The 14,760-nt window shown below is 57.2% G+C and carries 14 protein-coding genes; 6 read left to right on the plus strand and 8 right to left on the minus strand.

All coding sequences use genetic code 11. The features are described 5' to 3' along the window. The first annotated feature begins 32 nt into the window (after positions 1–32). The 3 genes from flgK to BMF08_RS12040 are packed head-to-tail and all read left to right on the plus strand — an operon-like array spanning position 33 to position 3,333. Entirely contained in the window at positions 33–1,406 is a 1,374-nt protein-coding gene (gene flgK, locus BMF08_RS12030) for a flagellar hook-associated protein FlgK (protein WP_072567808.1), read from the plus strand. Between the two features lie 20 nt (positions 1,407–1,426). Beyond that, positions 1,427–2,350 carry a flagellar hook-associated protein FlgL gene (gene flgL, locus BMF08_RS12035; RefSeq protein ID WP_072567809.1) on the plus strand — a complete coding sequence of 308 codons (924 nt, stop codon included), beginning with the start codon at positions 1,427–1,429 and terminating at the stop codon, positions 2,348–2,350. A 23-nt stretch (positions 2,351–2,373) separates the two neighbouring features. Then, positions 2,374–3,333 carry a hypothetical protein gene (locus BMF08_RS12040; RefSeq protein ID WP_072567810.1) on the plus strand — a complete coding sequence of 320 codons (960 nt, stop codon included), beginning with the start codon at positions 2,374–2,376 and terminating at the stop codon, positions 3,331–3,333. On the opposite strand, the gene BMF08_RS12045 is transcribed toward BMF08_RS12040, so the two are convergent. Together BMF08_RS12045 and BMF08_RS12050 are read right to left on the minus strand one after the other, a co-directional pair. Continuing rightward, entirely contained in the window at positions 3,330–3,803 is a 474-nt protein-coding gene (locus tag BMF08_RS12045; protein WP_072567811.1) for a hypothetical protein, read from the minus strand. The genes BMF08_RS12040 and BMF08_RS12045 overlap by 4 nt on opposite strands. Next, positions 3,781–4,653 (minus strand): winged helix-turn-helix domain-containing protein, encoded by an 873-nt coding sequence (locus BMF08_RS12050; protein WP_072567812.1) that lies wholly within the window; start codon positions 4,651–4,653, stop codon positions 3,781–3,783. The genes BMF08_RS12045 and BMF08_RS12050 overlap by 23 nt, the downstream gene beginning before the upstream one ends. A gap of 274 nt (positions 4,654–4,927) precedes the next feature. Between BMF08_RS12050 and acuI the strand changes: the two genes are divergently transcribed. After that, a complete protein-coding gene (acuI, locus tag BMF08_RS12055; RefSeq protein ID WP_072567813.1) occupies positions 4,928–5,908 on the plus strand; it encodes an acrylyl-CoA reductase (NADPH) in 981 nt (326 codons plus the stop codon). A gap of 95 nt (positions 5,909–6,003) precedes the next feature. On the opposite strand, the gene fur is transcribed toward acuI, so the two are convergent. The 4 genes from fur to ybfF all read right to left on the minus strand — a co-directional run bounded on the left by fur (position 6,004) and on the right by ybfF (position 8,622). Further along, entirely contained in the window at positions 6,004–6,453 is a 450-nt protein-coding gene (fur, locus tag BMF08_RS12060; RefSeq protein WP_072567814.1) for a ferric iron uptake transcriptional regulator, read from the minus strand. Positions 6,454–6,740: 287 nt separating this feature from the next. Further along, on the minus strand, positions 6,741–7,271 hold the full coding sequence (fldA, locus tag BMF08_RS12065) for a flavodoxin FldA (protein WP_181683537.1): 531 nt from the start codon (positions 7,269–7,271) through the stop codon (positions 6,741–6,743). Between the two features lie 150 nt (positions 7,272–7,421). Next, positions 7,422–7,715 carry a LexA regulated protein gene (gene ybfE / locus BMF08_RS12070; protein WP_072567816.1) on the minus strand — a complete coding sequence of 98 codons (294 nt, stop codon included), beginning with the start codon at positions 7,713–7,715 and terminating at the stop codon, positions 7,422–7,424. 133 nt (positions 7,716–7,848) lie between these two features. Next, entirely contained in the window at positions 7,849–8,622 is a 774-nt protein-coding gene (gene ybfF / locus BMF08_RS12075) for an esterase (protein WP_072567817.1), read from the minus strand. Between the two features lie 183 nt (positions 8,623–8,805). Here ybfF and seqA point away from each other — a divergent pair, with 183 nt between their 5' ends. Both seqA and pgm read left to right on the plus strand, forming a co-directional pair. Further along, positions 8,806–9,351, plus strand: coding sequence for a replication initiation negative regulator SeqA (gene seqA, locus BMF08_RS12080; RefSeq protein ID WP_072567818.1), 546 nt, complete (start codon positions 8,806–8,808; stop codon positions 9,349–9,351). Positions 9,352–9,375: 24 nt separating this feature from the next. Continuing rightward, a complete protein-coding gene (gene pgm / locus BMF08_RS12085) occupies positions 9,376–11,016 on the plus strand; it encodes a phosphoglucomutase (alpha-D-glucose-1,6-bisphosphate-dependent) (protein ID WP_072567819.1) in 1,641 nt (546 codons plus the stop codon). Between the two features lie 170 nt (positions 11,017–11,186). Here the strand turns inward: pgm and potE are convergent, their stop codons facing one another. Further along, positions 11,187–12,500, minus strand: coding sequence for a putrescine-ornithine antiporter (potE, locus tag BMF08_RS12090; RefSeq protein ID WP_072567820.1), 1,314 nt, complete (start codon positions 12,498–12,500; stop codon positions 11,187–11,189). Beyond that, positions 12,497–14,695 carry an ornithine decarboxylase SpeF gene (gene speF / locus BMF08_RS12095; RefSeq protein ID WP_072567821.1) on the minus strand — a complete coding sequence of 733 codons (2,199 nt, stop codon included), beginning with the start codon at positions 14,693–14,695 and terminating at the stop codon, positions 12,497–12,499. The genes potE and speF overlap by 4 nt, the downstream gene beginning before the upstream one ends. Positions 14,696–14,760 lie beyond the last annotated feature (65 nt).

A 14,760-nucleotide genomic window follows, 5' to 3' on the forward strand; every position in this document is an offset into this window, starting at 1 on the left:
TTAGCCGGGCCTGGCCCGACGAGGAGTACCAGATGGACATGATAAATATCGGTTACAGCGGGGCATCCGCCGCTCAGGTGCAGCTGAACGTCACGGCGCAGAACACCGCCAACGCCATGACGCCGGGCTATACCCGGCAGGTGGCGATGACCAGCACCATTGGCGCAAGCGGCGGCGCGGTAAACAGCGCGGGCAATGGCGTGCAGGTGGACAGCATCTGCCGCGTGTCGAATCAGTATCTGGTCAATCAGGTCTGGTATGCCGCCAGCGACAACGGCTTTTACAGCACCCAGCAGCAGTACCTGACGCAGCTGGAAACCGTGTTAAGCGATCCGAACAGCAGCCTGAGCGCCGGATTCGATAACTTTTTTGCCGCGCTTAATGAGGCGTCCGCCAACCCGGACGACTCCGCCCTGCGTCAGCAGGTGATCAGCGAAGCGAACGCGCTGGCGCTGCGCTTTAACAATACCTGCGACTACATTCAGTCCCAGAGCGATGAACTGCTCAGTCAGGAGCAGGCGACCATCGCGCAGATCAACAGCCTGACCTCCGGCATCGCGGGCTATAACCAGCAGATCGCCGAAGCAGAAGCTAATGGCGATAACGCCTCCGCGCTCTATGACGCCCGTGACCAGATGGTGCAGCAGTTGAGCGGCCTGGTGGACGTGCAGGTGCAGATAGACGATCGCGGTAATTACAACATCTCTCTGCCGAACGGCCAGCCGCTGGTCAGCGGCCAGGACTGCTCGACCATTGCGATGAGCAGCAACGCAGACGGCACACCGTGCATGGAACTGACCTTCGCCGGGACGACCTACAGCATGACGGAAGACACCGGCGGCTCGCTGGGGGCGCTTTTTACCTACCAGAGCGACGTGCTGGATCCGCTGACCGCCACCATCAACAGCATCGCCGAACAGTTTACCAGCGCGGTCAACAGCCAGCTGGCGGCGGGTTACGATCTGAATGGCAATCCCGGCGCGCCGCTGTTTATTTACGATCCCACCGATCCGGACGGCCCGCTGCTGGTTAACCCGGACATCAGCGAAGACGAACTGGCGTTTTCCAGTTCACCGGATGAATCCGGCAACAGCGACAACTTACAGGCGCTGATTAACATCTCCACCGAGCCTATGGAGATTGAGGGTCTCGGCAACGTTACCGTCGGCAACGCCTGCTCGACGCTGATCAGCAATATCGGTATTTACAGCCGCCAGAACCAGACGGAGGCGCAGTCTGCCGGCAACGTTTACAACGAAGCGCAGAACCAGCAGATGAGCGTCAGCGGCGTCAGCATGGATGAGGAGGCCGTTAACCTCATCACCTATACCCAGATTTATCAGGCCAACCTGAAAGTGATTTCTACCGGTGCGGAGATTTTTGATTCCGTACTTGAGATGTTCTGAGCAACCGGAAACGACAGACTATGCGCGTAAGCACTCAACAATCCTACAGCACCATGACCACCCGCTTCACTAACCTGTCGGCGCAGCTGGAGCATGTGGTGACGCAGATGGCCACCGGGCAACGCATTATATTGCCGTCAGATGACCCCATTGCCGCAGCAAGGATCACCCAGCTCGATCGCCAGCAGGCGGCCATCGAACAGTATCAGAGCAATATCAACAGCGTCTCAGCCAGTATGAGCCAGCAGGAGAGCGTGCTGGACGGCGTCAACAACAGCCTGCTGGCGATCCGCGATGACTTGCTGGCAGCGGCCAACGGCACCAATACCGCCGAATCCCTGGCGGGTTACGGCCAGGAGATCCAGTCGCTGACCGAATCTATGGTGGCGGCGCTCAACTATCAGGATGAAGACGGTCACTATATTTTTGGCGGCACGGTGAACGACACCCCGCCCATCACCTATGACGATACCGATGGCGACGGGGAAGGGGATGAATACGTCTATCACGGCAATATGAATCACCGCACCGCCACCGTCTCGAACGGCGTGGTGATGGACACTAACGTCTCGGTGGGGGAGATTTTTGGTCAGGGGCTGGCGCTTTTCAACACCCTTGATGACCTCGCGAAGGAGATGCAGGATCCCACGGTCGATCCCGTGGCGATGCAGGATGATATTTCCCATGCTATCAACGTGATTGATGAAAGCGCCGACTCGCTGAACACCGCCATCGCCAGCCTCGGCGAGCGGCAGAACACTATGAGTATGCTGAGCGACGCCCAGACCGGCATTTCCGATGCCAATGCCGATTTGATTGGTCAGCTTGGCGATCTGGATTACGGCCCGGCCAGCATCACCTTTACCGGACTGGAAATGGCCATGGAAGCCACCATGAAGACTTACTCGAAAGTGAGTGAGCTGAACCTTTTTAGCGTTATTTAACGACTTCCACGCCCAGGATCATCATGCAGGTTGGTTTACAAACTTCAACGCATACCCGTACCGGCGGACTGACGTCTGCCGTTCGTCAGCCGGGCGTCGTGCGCACCGCGCCCGTCAGCGATAAAGCGCCGTCTGGCGACTACCCGGCGTCGCCGCTCATCGCCACCCGTCCGCAGCGCTACAGCGTACAGCTTAACGATCAGCTCACCACGTTACAGCAGGCGGATCACTGGCTGGGGCAACTGGAGCGCGCGCTGGTGGATTATCGCCACGGCGGGCAGCGGGATCCGGCGACCGTGCAGTCGCTGCTCGACGGTCGTCTGGCGCTGACCGGCGGCGCGGTGGACCGGGAACTGCAACCGGTGCTACAGGGGCAGGCGCAGGTGCGCTTTCATGCGCCGCAGCTGAGCCAGGCGCTGGCGGCGGATGGCCCGCAGAAACTGCTGTTCAGCGTACAGCACGGGCGGAAAACCCTGCTGTCCGGGCTAAATATTAACGGCGACGGCGATGCCGGGCAGCGGGCGACGAAAATCAGCACCGCATTACGCCGCGTCGGCGTGCAGCCCCTGAAAGGACAGGAGGGCTTTACTGCCAGTGAGCAGCACTGGGCGCAGCTGCAAAACAGCTTCGCCGTGCAGCGGGAAGGGGCGGGGCAGAAAATCGCCATTGCGGTGGCGGCGCATCCGGCGCAGACGGAAACCCTTGCCGCCGCGCTCCCCAGCGGGCAGCAGGCGCAGCGCGTGGTGCAGGAGACGCTCAGTCAGGTAAGCGCACAGCGTCAGCAGCTGGCGCTCCAGCAGGAGAAAGTCCGCCAGCGTATTGATGATATGTCGCGTTTTGCGCAGTCGCAGAGTGCGGTGGAGGCCTCCGCGCGGCTGGCGGGAACCCTGGATGCGGCCAGCCATAATTATGAGGTGCTGGCGCAGGCGATTAACGGCCAGGCGAATCTGTCGAAGCTGACGGTGCGCAGCCTGCTGGATTAACGTTTCGGGCAGGGCTGCCCGTCAGGTTGCAGCAGGCCTTTTTCGGTGATCAACATGGTGGCGCTGTCCTGATTAAACAGCAGCTGGCGAGCGTCGCCCAGCGGCACGCTCACACTTTGCAGATCGTTATCATTGATAAAGCCCAGCACCGGGAACAGCGTGGCGTCCGTGCCGGTGACATGAGCATTCTGCAGACGTAAAAACGATTCGCCGCTCTGCTCGCCGCCGGGGGCGGTACAGGCGATCAGCTGCATCTGCAGGGCAAAAGCCTCATCCCCTGGCCGGGTCAGGACCAGGCGCGCTCCCCGCTCCGCGGGGGCGGTGGTCAGGTTATAAACCGCGTGTTCAGCCGTTGCCAGATCGTAAATCCCGACCTGGGTGCGGGCAATAACGGGCGCGGCCTGAAGGCTACCGGCGAGACCGGCGAGCAGCAGACCCGCGATAACATTACGAACAGGCAGGCATTTCATTAAGCGTGCGCTCCGTTTCCTTGTGAATTAATTGACCCAGTTTTTTAACATCCTGTTGCCAGCTGCGAATTTCCATTAACAACTGATATTCTTTACCGCACTGATTTTGCACCAGCAGGATCACCGACATTTTTTGTACCGCCCCGTAATAATAAATCGTCAGCGTTGCCTTATGCGCCGTAAGCAGCATATTGATGCCTTCCAGCGACTCCGCAATATGCGACGACAATACCGCGCCTGATGTATTCACCCCCGTGCGGTGCAGTCGAAATAATTTAATTTTGTCATTTTGCGGCGACAGCTCTTCTTTAATCGACAGACGGGAAGTGGCAAGCGGCGCAGAATTCTGCCCCCCGGGATAAATCAGCCAGATAAGCCCGCAGCCAAGCAGCAGCAACAGCGCCGCCAGGGCGATCAGGCGGGGTTTATTGCGCGGCGCAGGCGCGCTGGCGGGCGGGGCATCCGTCACGTCGGCAACCGGTTCAGGATTGGGCTGAGTCAGGGGCTGGGGCGCAGGGAGCGGCTCATCCGGTAACAGGACGATAAAGTCTTTGTTCAGCAGATAGCCTTTTTTCGGGATGGTTTTGATGATCTCCTGTACCCGGCCATCGTCCCCCAGCGCCACCCGCAGAGCATAGACAGCGGTCAGCAGGCTGTTATTTCCGACGACGCGGTTTTTCCATACCTCGCTCATCAGAAAATCACGCGACACCACCTCCCCGGCATGATTAACCAGCGTTTCGAGCATAATAAAATGGAATTCGCCGAGGCGGCGGATCTCCCCCGTTTCCCGGTGTACCAGACCGTTTAACGACGGTTCAACTTTCCAGTTATTAACAATGATCTGCATAGTAATCTGTTAATAAATTGGTGAGTAATAATTTATTTTTCACAACGTAAGATTCCACTTAGCCGCAGGGAGGGTAAATGTATCGGATGATTATCACCCCATCAATCTAAGAATAGTCTTAACTCATAAATTAATAATTAATTAATTTCTAAGCTAACGGATTGATAAAGCTTGCCGTCAGCGCCTGGGGGTATTAACGTCGCTGGTAATTGTAGACGATCGGCCCGCAAAGGCCGTCGCGACTGGCAAGTTTGATTAATGTAATGAGGTCATCATGTTTAAAGCCATTCAGATCGATAAAGCGGAAGGACAGTATTCGGCATCCCTGGTGGAGCTGGACGAGCAGGCGTTGCCGGACGGGGACGTCACCGTCGCGGTGGAATACTCCTCCATTAACTATAAAGATGCGCTGGCTATTACCGGTCGCGGCCCGATTGTGCGCCAGTTCCCTATGGTGCCGGGTATTGATTTCGCCGGTACCGTAATCGCCAGCGACAGCGCGGCGTTTGCCGTGGGCGACCGCGTGCTGCTGACCGGCTGGGGCGTGGGCGAGCGTCACTGGGGCGGACTGGCAGGCAAGGCGCGGGTCAAAAGCGAATGGCTGACGAAAATGCCGTCCGGCGCGGATGCAAAACAGGTGATGGCTATCGGTACGGCGGGCTTTACCGCCATGCTGTGCGTGCAGGCGGTACTGGATCACGGCGTGAAGCCGGAAGACGGCCCGGTGCTGGTGACCGGCGCGGGCGGCGGCGTGGGCAGCTGCGCGGTGATCATTCTGTCTGCCATGGGCTATCAGGTGGTGGCGTCGACCGGGCGTCCGCAGGAAGCCGGATGGATGCGCGAACAGCTGGGGGCCAGCGACATTATTAACCGTGATGAGCTGAGCGCGCCGGGTAAACCCCTGCAGAAAGAGCGCTGGGCGGCGGCGATTGATACCGTCGGCAGCCATACGCTGAGCAACGTCTGCGCCAGCGTCCGTTATGACGGCATAGTCGCGGCGTGCGGCATGGCGCAGGGCATGGATCTCCCGGCGACAGTGGCGCCTTTCATCCTGCGCGGCGTCACGCTGCGCGGTATCGACAGCGTGATGGTGAGCAGCGAAAAACGTCCGGCGATCTGGGAGAAAGCCTGTCAGTATTTAACGCCTGCGGCGCTGGAAAAACTGAGCGCTACTTATCCGCTGAGCGATGCCATTGACGTGGCGGAAAAACTGCTGAACGGGCAGATCCGTGGCCGTGCGGTGATTGAGATTTAATTCTGGCGGGGTTGCCGGGTGGCGCTGACGCTTACCCGGCCTACAATATAACGTAGGCCCGGCAAGCTTGCGCCGCCGGGCAATTTGCAGCAACGTTATTTGCGAATATCGTGCGCGGTGTCGTTTTCGCGGCAATCGCCTTCGGCGCAGTGGCCGTAGAGGTAAAGGCTGTGGTTGGTCAGGCGGATCCCGTGCTGAGCGGCGATTTCACGCTGACGTAATTCAATGGAGTCATCGCTGAACTCAATAACCTTGCCGCAGTCGAGGCAGATCAGGTGATCGTGGTGATGCTGCTGCGTCAGTTCAAAAACAGATTTACCGCCTTCGAAATTATGACGGGTCACAATACCGGCGTCATCGAACTGGTTAAGTACACGGTAGACCGTCGCCAGGCCAATCTCTTCGCCCATGTCGATCAGTCGTTTGTATAAATCTTCCGCACTGACATGGTGGTTGTCAGGTCCCTGGAGTACCTCAAGGATCTTTAACCGAGGAAGCGTGACTTTCAGGCCAGCCTTCTTTAGTGCGGTGTTATTGTCAGTCATGCGGAATCTGTCCTGTAGCTAAACGATTCACTTCCAAATGGAAGTTAATGAGAATGACGTTGAGTTAATGCGTCTCATTATAGAACTGCCATGTCTAAATGAAAACTGCAAGTCCTCAAGCAAAGTATGCGTATAAAACGTGGTGTCACTAACAAACCCGTAAGCAATCACGTTCAATCAGGGGATATTGTACAGGTATGCGTGCGAAAGTTAAAAAATTGTAGCAATTATTTTGATTGGTTATATCTATTAATGCGGCGCAGCCAACAGGTTACGCCGCACAAAAATCAGGCGTTGATGATCTCATCTAAATGAAGTTCTTCAGAAATCTGCTTCACCCATTTTTCCACGCGCTCAGCGGTCAGTTCCGGCTGGCGGTCTTCATCAATGGCCAGACCGACGAAGTGGTCGTCGTCCGCCAGACCTTTGGAGGCTTCGAAATGGTAGCCCGCGGTCGGCCAGTGACCGACGATAGTCGCGCCGCGCGGCTCGATGATGTCGCGGATGGTGCCCAGCGCATCGCAGAAATATTCCGCGTAGTCTTCCTGGTCGCCACAGCCGAACAGGGCGACTAATTTGCCGTTGAAATCGACCTCTTCCAGCGTCGGGAAGAAATCGTCCCAGTCGCACTGCGCTTCACCATAGTACCAGGTCGGGATGCCCAGCAGCAGAATATCGTAACCTTCGAGATCTTCTTTGCTGCTTTTGGCGATGTCATGCACGTCCGCAACATCTTTACCAAGCTGCTTTTGGATCATTTTCGCGATATTTTCGGTATTACCCGTGTCGCTGCCGAAAAAAATGCCTGTGATTGCCATGAGTAAAATAACCTCTTGAAACTTAATGATATGGTGGTGGCGCAATGCCCACGGATAAGGGCAATCATAGCAGAACAGAGAAGGACGCGGAAACTGCAAACGCCTCAGACTGCACTCTGTGCTACATGAAAGTGATATTTAGCGGGATTTTCAGACTATCCCCTGGCCGCGCAGCAGCGCGAGCTGAGCCATTAAAAGCTCCTCAATCAGTTCGCTACGGCTGATGTCACGATCCTCGGCCAGTTCATTTAAGGCTTCGACGGCGTCCGCGTTTAGTTTTAGCTCGACGCGTTTGAGGCCACGAACCTTATCGCGTTTCAGCTGATTCCGCTTATTAATGCGCAACTGTTCGTCACGCGAATGCGGATTCGTTTTCGGTCGTCCTGGGCGACGATCATTCGCGAACAGATCGAGTGTCGTGCGGTCCGTTTGTTCTTTAGCCATGATTTTGAGTGACGTCGGGGGAAAAACAAGCTGCCTGGTGGAGGCCCTGCGCAATTAGCGCGCCATCATACATCAGGGAGAGGGGCACGCCAACGACCGGGCGCGTCGCGGCGCTCGGTCGCCGGGTTTTTAATCAACTGGCATTATCAGCAAGATAGCGACGGATCGCCCGCAGTACGGCATCGGGTTTTTCCGCATGCACCCAGTGCCCGGCACCGGCGACCACATGCGCCCGCGCCTGCGGGAATTGCGCCAGCAGCGCATCACGGTACGCATCGGTCACGTAAGGGGAGTTGCCGCCGCGAATAAACAGGGCCGGTTTATCGAAGGCGGGGACGGTTTTCCAGCCGATGATGTTCTCATACTGATCCCAGAGTACCGGCACGTTAAAGCGCCACCCGCCGTCGGCCCAGGATTTAAGCAGAAACTGGATCACGCCTTCTTCGTCCAGATGCTCGCGCATCACGGCGGCGGCCTGCTGGCGGGTGCTCACCCCGGCATCGGTAACGGCATTGATGGCGGTAAAAATCTCGTCGTGGCGGCGCACCGGATAAGCGACCGGCGCCATATCAATCGCCACCAGCCTGTCGATGCGTTCGGGGGCCAGCGCGGTCAGCGCCATCACCGCTTTACCGCCCATGGAGTGACCAATAAAGGTGGCTTTTTCGATCCCTGATTCGTCAAGGGTATCCAGCAGATCCTGCGCCATCGCCGGGTAGGTCATTTCAGGCGAACGCGGGGAAAGACCGTGGTTGCGCATATCCACCTGTACCACATCGTGGTCGTTAATCAGGTCGCGGGCTAAGATCCCGAGGTTGTCCAGGCTGCCAAACAGACCGTGAACAAGGACGATGGGAGAATTGTTGTGCGATTGTTGTGCAGTTTGCGCGCGGGTATTCAATTTCATGGCAAAGTTCTTTTTTTCGCTCTCTCAGGTTAGGGTATCATGTTGACCATTCTGCCGCCCGGCTGCAAGGGATCATCTTTATCTGACTTTTGCGTCAGAAAAGCCTGGCCGCTATCCGCTGTTGAGATTTGCCCCTATAATCTCAATGACTTGTATTCAGAAAAGTGACCTCACTGGATTAAGATGAAAACGATCGAAGTTGATGATGAACTCTACACCTACATTGCCAGCCACACGAAACACATTGGCGAGAGTGCATCCGACATTTTAAGGCGCATGCTGAAGTTTTCTGCCGCCGCGCAGTCTGCGGCCCCTGTGACCAAAGCCGCGCCGGCTGCCGCTGTCAGCCCTGCCCCTGATGTCGTATCCAACCCGGTAAAAGATAAAGTCCGCGCCATGCGTGAACTGCTGCTGTCTGACGAATATGCCGATCAGAAGCGCGCGGTTAATCGTTTTATGCTGGTGCTGTCTACACTGTATTCACTGGATGCAAAAGGTTTCGCCGACGCCACCGAGTCATTACATGGCCGTACGCGCGTCTACTTTGCCGCAGATGCGAAAACACTGCTGCAAAGCGGAAACCAGACCAAACCCAAAGAAGTGCCAGGCACACCTTACTGGGTGATCACCAACACTAATACGGGCCGTAAATGCGGCATGATCGAACACATCATGCAGTCGATGCAGTTCCCGGCGGAATTGATCGAAAAGGTTTGCGGCACAATTTAATCCTTGCATAAGAAGGACCAGGCAATGGCTAACCACCCCCGTGCAGGACAACCTGCACAGCAGAGCGATCTGATTAACGTCGCCCAACTTACCTCTCAGTACTATGTGCTGAAACCGGAAGTGGGTCATGCAGAACATGCGGTCAAATTCGGCACATCAGGCCACCGTGGCAGCGCTGCCCGTCACAGCTTTAACGAGCCGCACATTCTGGCTATCGCCCAGGCGATTGCGGAAAACCGCGCGAAAAACGGCATTACCGGTCCCTGCTATGTGGGTAAAGATACCCACGCGCTGTCAGAGCCTGCGTTTAACTCCGTGCTGGAAGTGCTGGCAGCCAACGGCGTGGACGTGGTGGTGCAGGAAAATAACGGCTATACGCCGACGCCTGCCGTATCCAATGCGATCCTGGAGCATAACAAAAAGGGTGGCGCTCAGGCCGACGGCATCGTCATCACCCCGTCGCACAACCCGCCGGAAGATGGCGGCATCAAATACAATCCGCCTAACGGTGGCCCGGCCGATACCAACGTCACCAAAGTGGTGGAAGATCGCGCCAACCAGCTGCTGGCCGATGGCCTGAAAGACGTGAAGCGCCTGTCGCTGGATGCCGCGATGGCGTCCGGTCATATTAAAGAACAGGATCTGGTGCAGCCGTTTATCGAAGGGCTGGCGGAGATCGTGGATATGGCGGCGATCCAGAAAGCGGGCCTGACGCTGGGCGTCGATCCGCTGGGCGGCTCCGGTATCGAATACTGGAAACGCATCGCCAGCCACTACAATCTGAACCTGACCATCGTGAACGATCAGGTCGATCAGACCTTCCGCTTTATGCACCTTGATAAAGACGGCGCGATCCGTATGGACTGCTCCTCTGAGTGCGCGATGGCGGGCTTGCTGGCCCTGCGCGATAAGTTCGATCTGGCGTTTGCCAATGACCCGGACTATGACCGTCACGGTATCGTCACGCCAGCCGGCCTGATGAATCCGAACCACTATCTGGCGGTCGCCATCAACTATCTGTTCCAGCACCGTCCGCAGTGGGGCCAGGATGTCGCAGTGGGTAAAACCCTGGTGTCCTCGGCGATGATCGACCGCGTGGTGAACGCGCTGGGCCGTAAGCTGGTGGAAGTGCCGGTGGGCTTTAAGTGGTTCGTGGATGGTCTGTACGACGGCAGCTTCGGCTTCGGCGGCGAAGAGAGCGCGGGCGCGTCCTTCCTGCGTTTCGACGGCACCCCGTGGTCCACCGATAAAGACGGCATCATCATGTGCCTGCTGGCGGCGGAAATCACCGCGGTAACGGGTAAAAACCCGCAGCAGCATTATGACGAGCTGGCCGCGCGCTTTGGTGCGCCGAGCTACAACCGTTTACAGGCGTCTGCCTCTTCAGCGCAAAAAGCGGCGCTGTCGAAGCTGTCGCCGGAAATGGTCAGCGCCGACACCCTGGCAGGCGATCCGATCACCGCACGTCTGACGGCGGCGCCGGGTAACGGCGCGTCCATCGGCGGGCTGAAAGTGATGACCGAAAACGGCTGGTTTGCGGCGCGTCCGTCCGGTACGGAAGATGCGTACAAGATTTACTGCGAAAGCTTCCTCGGTGAAGAGCACCGTAAGCTGATCGAGAAAGAAGCGGTAGAGATTGTCAGCGAAGTTCTGAAAAACGCGTGATCCTGTTGCCGGGTGGCGCTGCGCTTACCCGGCCTACATGGCTGAAAAACGCGTGATCTTGTTGCCGGGTGGCGGCTTCGCCTTACCCGGCCTACATGACCTGTAGGCCCGGCAAGCCTGCGCCGCCGGGCGAAAAACACCAAAGCCTCCCTTTACCGGGAGGCTTTTTTTCAGCCGTGCTTATCTTTGAGCTCAAAGCGCGGCGACACCAGCCCGTACAGCGTCCAGCCCATGAAGGTCACGATCGCGCCATACAGCATGGCTTCCGGCCCGGAGGAGTAGAGCGCATAGAAGCTGTAGAGCGCGCCCATCAGCGCCACCACGTTAGCCGCCTTCGCTTTACGCGGTTCCACCTTCGCGACCTTCTGAATGATCACCAGCGCCGCCATCGATAGAATATACGGAATGATGTTGGTCACCACCGCCAGATTCACCAGCACGTTGAACTGTTTGTTCAGCGACGGGCTGATGGTCATCAGCGACAGTCCACTCTGAATAATGACAATGGTCAGCATTCCTTTTACCGGCGCATCCGCTTTACTCACCTTCGAGAAGATTTTCGGGAAGTAGCCTTCATCAGCGGAAGATTTGAACACCTGCGCGATAGTGAACTGCCAGCCAAGCAGCGAACCGCAGCAGGACATCACCATCAGCCCCATGATCACTTTCCCGACGCCGGGCGTGAACATCTGCGAAAAAGCCAGCCCGAACGGGGCAGTGGAGTTTGCCAGATCCATATTCGGCACAATTCCCGCGATAACGTTGGTGGAGACGACATAAATCACCGCCGCCCCCAGGGTGCCGCCCATCACCGCGATGGGCACGTTGCGCTCCGGATTTTCCACCACCTCGGTATTGGCGCAGGCGGATTCCAGCCCCAGAAAAGCCCACAGCGTCATGGCAATGGACGACCCCACAGCATCAAAGAACGGCACCTGATGCGGGTTCCAGGACTGAGCGTACATCTCCGGGCTGAACCAGAACCAGCCGATCACCGACAGGCCGATCACCGGAATGATCACTCCCCAGATGGTGATACTGCTGAGCTGCCCGGTAATGCGCGCGCCGCCAAAGTTCGCCACCGTGCAGATCCACAGCACGCAAATAGTGGCGATACCGATCTGCACCGGGCTGAGCGTGGCGCCGAGCAGTTCGCTGCCGTAGCCGACGGCGGAAATGGCAATGGCGACGTTAGCAATCAGCAGCGATACGCCATAGGTGTAGTTCGCCATAAAGTTGCCGGACTTACCGAAAGCGTACTCCGCGTAACCGCCCATCCCCCCGGACTTGCGGCTGAACATCCCGCATTTGGCGAACGCCCACGCCAGCGCCGTGGAGCCGACCGCCGTCACCAGCCAGGAGATAATCGAGATGGTGCCCACTTCCGCAAGCTTGGTGGGCAGCATAATAATGCCGGAGCCCATCATATTGACCATCGTCAGAATGGTGAGCGGCACAACGCCCATCTTGTTGGATTTGCTCATAATGTTTCCCCTTTCAACAGCGCCGGTTCAGCGGTTTGCGGCTTAATGACGTAGCACCACACCTGTTTACGTCCGTCGATCTCTTTGATGTAGACACCCTGCAGTTCAGGCGCAAAGCCCGGCAGCAAATTGATGCCTTCTTCCAGCGCGGCGAAGTAACGCAGCACCGCGCCGCCCCAGATCTCGCCAGGCACCACGCACAGCACCCCCGGCGGGTAGGGGAGCGCCCCTTCCGCGGCGATCCGCCCCTCGGCATCGCGCAGCGTCACCAGCTCCACTTCGCCACGGATGTAGGCATAGTTCGCCGCCTGCGGATTCATCTTCACCGGCGGGAAGTGATCTTTACGGAACATCTCTTTTTGCAGCTGTTTGACGTTGTTACGCGCATAGAGATCGTGCATCTCCTGGCACAGCTGGCGCAGCGTGTAGCCTTCATAACGCTGCTGATGCTGGCGATAGAGCGACGGCAGCACCTCCTGCATCGGCGCATCGTTTTCCAGCAGTTTCTCGAACTGCACCAGTTGCGATACCAGTTGCTGAAGTTTGCCCATGCCTTCCGCCGGGGTGAGCAGGAAGAGGATCGAGTTCAGATCGCACTTCTCCGGCACAATGGCGTTCTCACGCAGATAGTTCGCCAGAATGGTGGCCGGGACGCCAAAGCGGTCGTACTCGCCGGTGCGGGCATTGATGCCCGGCGTGGTAAGCAGCAGTTTGCAGGGATCGACAAAATACTGGTGCGGCGCGTAGCCTTCGAAGGCGTGCCAGTTTTCCCCCGGCACGAAATGGAAGAAGCGCAGATCGCGGCAAATGTCGTGCGTCTCGAAGGTTTCCCACGGACGGCCATCGACGGTGGCGGGCACAAAGGGGCGGATGAACTTGCAGTTTTGCAGGATCATTTTGCGTGCTTCCACGCCCTGTTCGACGCAGCGCATCCACATTCGTTTCCCGCTTTCGCCTTCATGCATCCGGGCGTTAACGTCCAGCGCGGCAAACAGCGGATAAAACGGGCTGGTGGAGGCGTGCATCATAAAGGCGTTATTGAGGCGCTTATGGGGCACATAGCGCGGCTGGCCTTTGATATGGCTGTCTTTTTTATGGATCTGCGAGGTCTGGGAAAATCCGGCCTGCTGTTTATGCACCGACTGGGTGACCAGAATGCCCGGATCCTTTTCATTCAGTTCCAGCAGCAGCGGCGAGCAGTCGGCCATCATCGGGATAAACTGCTCGTAGCCGACCCAGGCCGAATCAAACAGGATGTAATCGCACAGATGCCCGATCTTATCCACCACCTGACGCGCGTTATAAATGGTGCCGTCATAAGTGCCAAGCTGGATCACCGCCATGCGGAACGGGCGGGGCGTATTCCTGTGTTGCGGGGCAACTTCCGCAATCTGCTCGCGCAGATAGTTTTCTGCAAAACAGTGCGCGTCTATGCCGCCGATAAAGCCGTAGGGGTTACGCGCCGTTTCCAGATACACCGGCGTCGCCCCGGCCTGCAACAGCGCGCCGTGGTGGTTGGATTTGTGATTATTACGGTCGAACAGCACCAGATCCCCCGGCGTCAGCAACGCATTGAGCACCACTTTGTTCGCCGATGAGGTGCCGTTCAGCACGAAATAAGTTTTATCGGCATTAAAAACTTTTGCCGCATGCTGCTGGGCAATACAGGGCGCGCCTTCGTGGATCAGTAAATCGCCCATCGCCACGTCGGCATTACAGAGATCCGCGCGGAACAGCGTCTCGCCAAAGAAATCGACAAACTGATTACCGGCAGGATGGCGGCGAAAGAATTGTCCGCCCTGATGGCCGGGGCAATCAAAGGCGCTGTTTCCCTGTTTTACGTAATCCACTAACGCACTGAAAAACGGCGGACGTAAGGCGCGCTCATATTTTTGCGCGGCGGCTTCGAGCTGGCGGCCATAATAATCATGGCAGGCATCCTGATATTCAAATACCCCTTGAATGCGCGCCAGATACTCCGACGGCACAAATTCCCCTTCGTGGCTGACGACAAAAAGCGGAATGCCAAAACCGGTTTCTTCTATTTCTTCGACGATCCCTTTATAAATATCGTTAATGGATAATACGACCGCGGCGACATCCATATAATCGGTGTCGTTAACATTTACTATTTCACGCTGGGTGGTAAAACAGTCCGGACAGGCGCGGCTGACCGCAATTTTTAAGCGTTGCATAATCTTTCCTTGTTTAAAGGGACAGGGCGTCCCGCAACTCCCGTAAGGGGAATTGATATGATTTT

The sequence above is a fragment of the Enterobacter sp. SA187 genome, from assembly GCF_001888805.2.
Lineage (GTDB): Bacteria > Pseudomonadota > Gammaproteobacteria > Enterobacterales > Enterobacteriaceae > Enterobacter_D.

What these genes read in the sequence shown, in the direction of transcription:
- BMF08_RS12045 (WP_072567811.1), bottom strand. Translation starts at nt 3,803, where the DNA reads ATGAAATGCCTGCCTGTTCGTAATGTTATCGCGGGTCTGCTGCTCGCC.
- fldA (WP_181683537.1), bottom strand. Translation starts at nt 7,271, where the DNA reads ATGGCAATCACAGGCATTTTTTTCGGCAGCGACACGGGTAATACCGAA.
- flgK (WP_072567808.1), top strand. Translation starts at nt 33, where the DNA reads ATGGACATGATAAATATCGGTTACAGCGGGGCATCCGCCGCTCAGGTG.
- flgL (WP_072567809.1), top strand. Translation starts at nt 1,427, where the DNA reads ATGCGCGTAAGCACTCAACAATCCTACAGCACCATGACCACCCGCTTC.
- seqA (WP_072567818.1), top strand. Translation starts at nt 8,806, where the DNA reads ATGAAAACGATCGAAGTTGATGATGAACTCTACACCTACATTGCCAGC.
- BMF08_RS12050 (WP_072567812.1), bottom strand. Translation starts at nt 4,653, where the DNA reads ATGCAGATCATTGTTAATAACTGGAAAGTTGAACCGTCGTTAAACGGT.
- acuI (WP_072567813.1), top strand. Translation starts at nt 4,928, where the DNA reads ATGTTTAAAGCCATTCAGATCGATAAAGCGGAAGGACAGTATTCGGCA.
- ybfF (WP_072567817.1), bottom strand. Translation starts at nt 8,622, where the DNA reads ATGAAATTGAATACCCGCGCGCAAACTGCACAACAATCGCACAACAAT.
- BMF08_RS12040 (WP_072567810.1), top strand. Translation starts at nt 2,374, where the DNA reads ATGCAGGTTGGTTTACAAACTTCAACGCATACCCGTACCGGCGGACTG.
- speF (WP_072567821.1), bottom strand. Translation starts at nt 14,695, where the DNA reads ATGCAACGCTTAAAAATTGCGGTCAGCCGCGCCTGTCCGGACTGTTTT.
- fur (WP_072567814.1), bottom strand. Translation starts at nt 6,453, where the DNA reads ATGACTGACAATAACACCGCACTAAAGAAGGCTGGCCTGAAAGTCACG.
- pgm (WP_072567819.1), top strand. Translation starts at nt 9,376, where the DNA reads ATGGCTAACCACCCCCGTGCAGGACAACCTGCACAGCAGAGCGATCTG.
- potE (WP_072567820.1), bottom strand. Translation starts at nt 12,500, where the DNA reads ATGAGCAAATCCAACAAGATGGGCGTTGTGCCGCTCACCATTCTGACG.
- ybfE (WP_072567816.1), bottom strand. Translation starts at nt 7,715, where the DNA reads ATGGCTAAAGAACAAACGGACCGCACGACACTCGATCTGTTCGCGAAT.